We start from the raw sequence: 5,337 nt of genomic DNA on the forward strand, positions 1-5,337 counted from the left end.
ATCGAGCCCCCGTCGTGCGCGGCCCTTGGCCGGCATTGCATCTTGAGGTAAAATAATGGAAAGATTCTTAACGTCAAGATATATGATGGTGAGGCAGTTGGACAGAGCAGCAAGAGCGATCGAGCAATGGAAGCGGGAGCGGCCGGATCTGGATGTCTCGCCGATGGCGGTGCTCGGGCGGCTGAACGAGGCCGCCTCGCTGATCGCCCGCGAGCGCCTCGCTCCGCTCTTTGCCCGGTACGGGCTGCAGTCCGGGGAGTTCGACGTGCTGGCGACGCTGCGCCGCGCGGGATCACCCTACGCGTTGACGCCGACCGCTCTCTATGAAGCGACGATGGTGACGTCGGGCGCCATGACCAACCGGCTCGACCGGCTCGAAACGTCCGGATTGATCCTGCGCGGGCCGCACCCCAACGATCGGCGCGGCATTGTCGTGCGGCTGACCGAAAAGGGTCTCGCGCTGATCGACGAGGCTGTCAGCGCCCACGTTGCCAACGAGCATCAGATCCTCGCGAGCCTGACGCCGTCGGAACGGGAAACGCTGTCACGGCTGCTTGAGAAATTGATCGGGAGCGTGAGCTAGAAGCTCAGTGGCGGTCGTCCGGAAACACCGGAATCGGCATGAACTCGACGCCGTCCTCGGCAAGGCTCTTGGCCTCGTCCAGCGTCGCCTCGCCATAGATGCCGCGCGCGTCGCTTTCGCCGAAATGGATCTTGCGCGCTTCCTCGGCAAACTTGTCGCCGACATAGTCGGCATTCTCGCGCACCTTCTCGGCCATCGCCTTGAGCTGCGCCAGGGCCTGCTTCTGCGCTTCGCCCATGGCGAGCGCTATCGTCTCCTGCTTGCGCGCCGTGGACACGGCCGGCGCCATCAGGGCCTTTTGCACCTTGTGCGAACCGCAGGTCGGGCAATCGACGAAACCGCGCTTCTTCTGGGTGTCGAAATCCTCGTTGCTCCGAAACCAGCCCTCGAATTCGTGGTCATGCTCGCAAATCAGGGCAAACCGGATCAAGAGGCCGCACCCCTGAGACGCGGCGCCTCGCCCACGCCGGCATTGACGGCGAAATCCCGCGCATTCTTGAGATTGGGGATCTTCTTGCGCGCCGCGGCCGACTGCGCCGGATCGATCTCGGCAACGATCACCGCCGGCTCGTCATGCGCGGCTTCGGCGATGATGCGGCCCCACGGGTCGACGAKCAGCGAATGGCCATAGGTCTCGCGGCCGTCCTCATGCAGGCCGCCTTGCGCGGCGGCAACGACATAGGCGCCGTTCTCGATGGCGCGTGCCCTGAGCAGCACGTGCCAGTGCGCCTCGCCCGTCTGGCGGGTGAAGGCGGCGGGCACGGAAAGCAGGTCGGCGCCGGCCAGCGCCTCGGCGCGGAACAATTGCGGAAAGCGCAGATCGTAGCAAACGGCGAATCCCAGTTTCGCGCCTGCGATCTCGGTCACGACAGCCTCGGTGCCCGGCTCGTAGGCGGCGGATTCGCGCCAGCTCTCGCCATTGTCGAGATCGACGTCGAACATGTGGATCTTGTCATAGGTGGCGAGCGTGGCGCCGTCCGGGCCGAACAGCAGCGCCCTATTGGCGAGCTTGCCGTCGGCGCGCAGGATGGCGGTCGAGCCGATATGCAGGAAGACGCCAAGCTCGCTCGCCAGTTTGCACGCGGTCGCCACCACGATGTCCTTGTCCTCCGAGGTGAAGGAGGCGGCACGCGCCTCCTTGTCGCGGATCAGCGCCCCGGTCATTTCCGGCGTCTGGATGTAGGTCGCACCTTGGCCGGCGGCTTCACGCACCAGCCGTTCGAGATCGACAGCGTTGCGCTCGGGGCTCTCGCCTGAACGCATCTGGATCGCAGCGGCCTTGAAAACACCCATCGTCATATCCCCTCAAATCGTTGCGCCGTTGGCGAGCATTTTGTCGAGCCGGCCTTCGGCTTCCAGCTCGTGCAGGTCATCGCAGCCGCCGACATGCGTATCGCCGATGAAAATCTGCGGAAAGGTCGCGCGGCCGTGAGCGCGGGAAATCATTTCCTGGCGCAGTTCGGGCGAGAAGGAGGCGTCGTGCTCGGTAAAGGCGACGCCCTTGCGCTCGAGCAGCCGCTTGGCTGCCGTGCAATAGCCGCACATCATGCGGGTGTAGATGGTGACATCGGCCATGACGAATTTCCGCAGTTCGTTGCCGACTTATATAGTCGCGGACTCGTCCGCCCGAAAGTCCCCCGGCAACACACGGGCGAAGGTCAGCACGTCGACGGCACCGGCGCCACCTCTTTTCAGCGCCTTGGTTGCCGCCCGAACGGTGGCGCCCGTGGTGTAGACGTCGTCGATCAAAAGCACCCTGCGGCCGGCAATCTCGATCTCCGCCTCGGCGGGCACGCGAAAGGCGGCCCGCACATTCTCCTCGCGCTCCTGCCTCTCCAGCCCAACCTGCTGGCGGGTGAGTTTGACGCGCCGCACCGCCGAAGGCGCGAAGGGCAATTGGCTGAGCACGGAGACCGCCCTCGCCAGTTCCGCCGACTGGTTGAAGCGCCGCCTGAAAAAGCGCCGCCAGTGCAGCGGCACCGGCACCACCACATCCGCCTCGGCGATGAGGTCGGCGCCGGCGCGCACCATCCAGCGCGCCATCCATGGCGCGAGATCCGTGCGATCCTGGTATTTCAATCCTTGCACCATCTGGCGGGCGACGCCGGAATAGGCGACGGCGGCCCGCGCCCGCTCGAAGGGCGGCGGATCGGCGATCGCCTCGGCGGATAGAAAGCCCTCGCCCATATGGTGGGTGAACGGCGTGCCCATCACCGGACACCATGGCCGTTCCAGCAGCCGCAACTTCGGCCAGCAGCCGCCACACAGGACGCCGGGTTGCGAGACATGCCGGCGGCAGCCGGCGCAGACCGGCGGAAACAGGATGCGCGCCGGCCAGCCGAGGGCCGATCGGGCCAGGCTCTTGATCTCGATGGGCTTGATCTTGGGCATCGGATCGGCCACGTGGTTGGTCCTGCGCGCCACTATATGAACAATCTCAGAGCGTGGACAAACAAGGATTTGCCCGTTGCTGCCGATAATGGATATTTCGCTTTGGCTGGCGCACAAGCGGCGCGCGCTCGCCCATCCCGTTGACGGTGCCGATTTCCTCATGCGCCGCACGGCCGAGGACCTTGCCGATCGACTGGCTGCCGTCGAGCGCCGGTTCGGCAAGGCCGCGGTGCTGTTTTGCCAGACGGCGGCGGCAGCCGAAATGCTCGCCGAGAGCGGCAAGGTCGCCGACATTGTCCGCGTCGAGACGGACCCGGCTTTCCTGAATGGGAGCGCCGGCTTGATCGCACCACTCGAAACCGTGCCGTTCGAACCGGAAAGCCTCGATCTGGCGGWCTCCCTTCTGTCGCTGCAGGCGATGAACGACATCCCCGGCATGCTGATCCAGATCCGCCGCGCGCTGCGGCCGGACGGGCTTTTCCTCGGCGCCTTTGCAGGCGCCGGGACGCTTTTCGAGTTGCGCGAAAGCCTGCTTGCGGCCGAGACCGAGCTCTATGGCGGCGCCAGCCCGCGTGTCATCCCGTTCACCGACGTGCGCGATGCCGGTGCGCTTCTGCAGCGTGCCGGTCTCGCCCTGCCGGTCGCCGATGTCGAGACGGTGACGGTGCGCTATGCCAGCCTGTTCAGCCTGATTGCGGATCTGCGGGCCATGGGCGAAACCAGTGCGCTCACCGAGCGCAGCCGGCGGCCGGGCTCGCGCAAGCTGTTTGCCCGCGCGGCGGAAATCTACGCCGAGCGGTTTTCCGACCCCGATGGCCGCGTGAGGGCAAGTTTCTCGATCGTCTGGATGTCCGGCTGGGCGCCCGACGCATCGCAGCAAAAGCCGCTGAAGCCCGGGTCGGCCAAGGTCTCGCTGAAGACAATACTGGAGGCTCCCGACGGGCAGTGAACCGGCCCGCAGGCGCGGACGGCTACCTCAGGGCCCGAGGGCGTTGACAAGCCTGCTGGTATTGTCGCTGAACAGCCAGGTGATTGCGTTGAAAACCTGGCTGATGCCGCCAATGATGGTCAACGACAGTACACCGATGATCAGGGCATATTCGACAGCCGTGGCGCCGGTCTCGTCCTTCAGAAAACGAAGCAGCACTGCATTCATGACCTAAACCCCTCTGGCCAGAACCTTACCGCCGATCTGTTAAGAAAGGTTAACGGCAAAGGCTTAACAGGCGGTGAAACCGCCGCCCTTGTCGAATCTCTTAACCATGTCAGCAGTCGCCGCTGCTTCTGCCATTGGACCTGATGATGCAGACCGAACTGGGCTCCGGCTGCAGCACACTGCGGCGCACCGTATAGGTTTCGCGATGGCTGACCGAGCCGGTGGCCGTCATGTCGAGCCCGCTGGCAAAATCGTCGCGGGCCGACAGCGAGCGTGTCTGGCTGTCGAGGAAAGGCGCGGCGATCAGCGCCAGCGCCACCGCGGCCGAACCGAACAGAAGCGTGATGCGCAAGATGCCCATGCCCGCGTCGGCGGCGCGAAAGGCGCGATCGGGCCGGATCGAGTCCCAATCCCTGTCCAGGTTCATTCTATCGCTCCCCAGCGAATCGGCGGCACGGCCACGAAACGACCATGCTTCACTTTTTCACGGCGAGATAAATCTTCCATTAACGCTGACTGATACAGCGCTTCGACACGGCAGGCGGAAGGCGTCCCTAGAGGAGATCGATCAGGAACGGGATCAGCGGCGCGTCCGCCGGCGGCATCGGATAGTCGCGCATCTGCTTTGGCCGCACCCATTTCAGCGCCTGCCCCTCCCTGGGTTGGGCGATACCGCGGAAGCGGCGGCAGATGAACAGCGGCATAAGCAGGTGGAAATCGTCATAGGAATGACTGGCGAAGGTGAGCGGCGCAAGGCAGGGAATGTCGGTCTCGATGCCGATTTCCTCGTGCAGTTCGCGGATGATGCATTGTTCCGGCGTCTCGCCGGGCTCGACCTTGCCACCGGGAAATTCCCACAGGCCGGCAAGTTGCTTGCCCTTGGGGCGCTGTGCCAGCAGCACCCGGCCATCGGCATCGACCAGCGCACAGGCGGCGACCAGCAGCAGGCGCTTGCCGGCGATCGTCACATCACTCATGCCCAATTTCACTCCTGAACAGGCGGCCGGCGATAGTGGTAGCGATAGACCTCGTCGAAGCCGAGCGATCGATAGAGTGCCAGCGCGGGCACATTGCCGGCCTCGACCTGCAGCCAGGCTTCGCGAGCGCCACGCAGCCGCGCCCATTTCAGCGCCGACAGGATCAGGTTGCGGCCGTGGCCCTTGTTGCGCGCCGACTTGTCGGTGGCGATCTCGAACAGGCCGGCAAG

At 64.9% G+C, this 5,337-nt stretch carries 10 protein-coding genes; 2 read left to right on the forward strand and 8 right to left on the reverse strand.

The genetic code is table 11. The features are described from left to right. The first annotated feature begins 97 nt into the window (after window positions 1-97). Entirely contained in the window at window positions 98-583 is a 486-nt protein-coding gene (locus tag AC1D0I_RS32000) for a MarR family winged helix-turn-helix transcriptional regulator (protein WP_477228461.1), read from the forward strand. A gap of 4 nt (window positions 584-587) precedes the next feature. On the opposite strand, the gene AC1D0I_RS32005 is transcribed toward AC1D0I_RS32000, so the two are convergent. Genes AC1D0I_RS32005 through AC1D0I_RS32020 form a run of 4 tightly spaced genes read right to left on the reverse strand, consistent with a single transcriptional unit; the run spans window position 588 to window position 2,986 of the window. Continuing rightward, window positions 588-1,013 (reverse strand): DUF1178 family protein, encoded by a 426-nt coding sequence (locus AC1D0I_RS32005; RefSeq protein ID WP_477228439.1) that lies wholly within the window; start codon window positions 1,011-1,013, stop codon window positions 588-590. Beyond that, window positions 1,010-1,876 (reverse strand): carbon-nitrogen hydrolase family protein, encoded by an 867-nt coding sequence (locus tag AC1D0I_RS32010; RefSeq protein WP_477400111.1) that lies wholly within the window; start codon window positions 1,874-1,876, stop codon window positions 1,010-1,012. The genes AC1D0I_RS32005 and AC1D0I_RS32010 overlap by 4 nt, the downstream gene beginning before the upstream one ends. Window positions 1,877-1,888: 12 nt before the next feature. Continuing rightward, on the reverse strand, window positions 1,889-2,158 hold the full coding sequence (grxC, locus tag AC1D0I_RS32015; RefSeq protein ID WP_457150483.1) for a glutaredoxin 3: 270 nt from the start codon (window positions 2,156-2,158) through the stop codon (window positions 1,889-1,891). 27 nt (window positions 2,159-2,185) lie between these two features. Continuing rightward, on the reverse strand, window positions 2,186-2,986 hold the full coding sequence (locus tag AC1D0I_RS32020; RefSeq protein WP_457150484.1) for a ComF family protein: 801 nt from the start codon (window positions 2,984-2,986) through the stop codon (window positions 2,186-2,188). Window positions 2,987-3,050: 64 nt separating this feature from the next. On the opposite strand from AC1D0I_RS32020, the gene AC1D0I_RS32025 reads away from it, so the two are divergent. Continuing rightward, entirely contained in the window at window positions 3,051-3,923 is an 873-nt protein-coding gene (locus tag AC1D0I_RS32025; protein ID WP_477400112.1) for a methyltransferase domain-containing protein, read from the forward strand. 27 nt (window positions 3,924-3,950) lie between these two features. On the opposite strand, the gene AC1D0I_RS32030 is transcribed toward AC1D0I_RS32025, so the two are convergent. The 4 genes from AC1D0I_RS32030 to AC1D0I_RS32045 all read right to left on the reverse strand — a co-directional run. Further along, window positions 3,951-4,130 carry a Flp family type IVb pilin gene (locus AC1D0I_RS32030; protein WP_457150486.1) on the reverse strand — a complete coding sequence of 60 codons (180 nt, stop codon included), beginning with the start codon at window positions 4,128-4,130 and terminating at the stop codon, window positions 3,951-3,953. 109 nt (window positions 4,131-4,239) lie between these two features. After that, complete coding sequence (locus AC1D0I_RS32035; protein ID WP_477299743.1) at window positions 4,240-4,557, reverse strand: hypothetical protein; 318 nt, start codon at window positions 4,555-4,557, stop codon at window positions 4,240-4,242. Between the two features lie 127 nt (window positions 4,558-4,684). Further along, a complete protein-coding gene (locus AC1D0I_RS32040) occupies window positions 4,685-5,107 on the reverse strand; it encodes a (deoxy)nucleoside triphosphate pyrophosphohydrolase (RefSeq protein WP_477400113.1) in 423 nt (140 codons plus the stop codon). A gap of 8 nt (window positions 5,108-5,115) precedes the next feature. Continuing rightward, a partial coding sequence (locus AC1D0I_RS32045) for a GNAT family N-acetyltransferase (protein WP_477400114.1) occupies window positions 5,116-5,337 on the reverse strand: 222 nt, incomplete at its 5' end.

The organism is Mesorhizobium sp. P2_D1 (assembly GCF_056404455.1).

Bases quoted from the DNA above. Each gene is read 5' to 3' on its own strand.
- AC1D0I_RS32040 (WP_477400113.1), bottom strand. From the start codon at position 5,107: ATGAGTGATGTGACGATCGCCGGCAAGCGCCTGCTGCTGGTCGCCGCC.
- AC1D0I_RS32030 (WP_457150486.1), bottom strand. From the start codon at position 4,130: ATGAATGCAGTGCTGCTTCGTTTTCTGAAGGACGAGACCGGCGCCACG.
- AC1D0I_RS32035 (WP_477299743.1), bottom strand. From the start codon at position 4,557: ATGAACCTGGACAGGGATTGGGACTCGATCCGGCCCGATCGCGCCTTT.
- grxC (WP_457150483.1), bottom strand. From the start codon at position 2,158: ATGGCCGATGTCACCATCTACACCCGCATGATGTGCGGCTATTGCACG.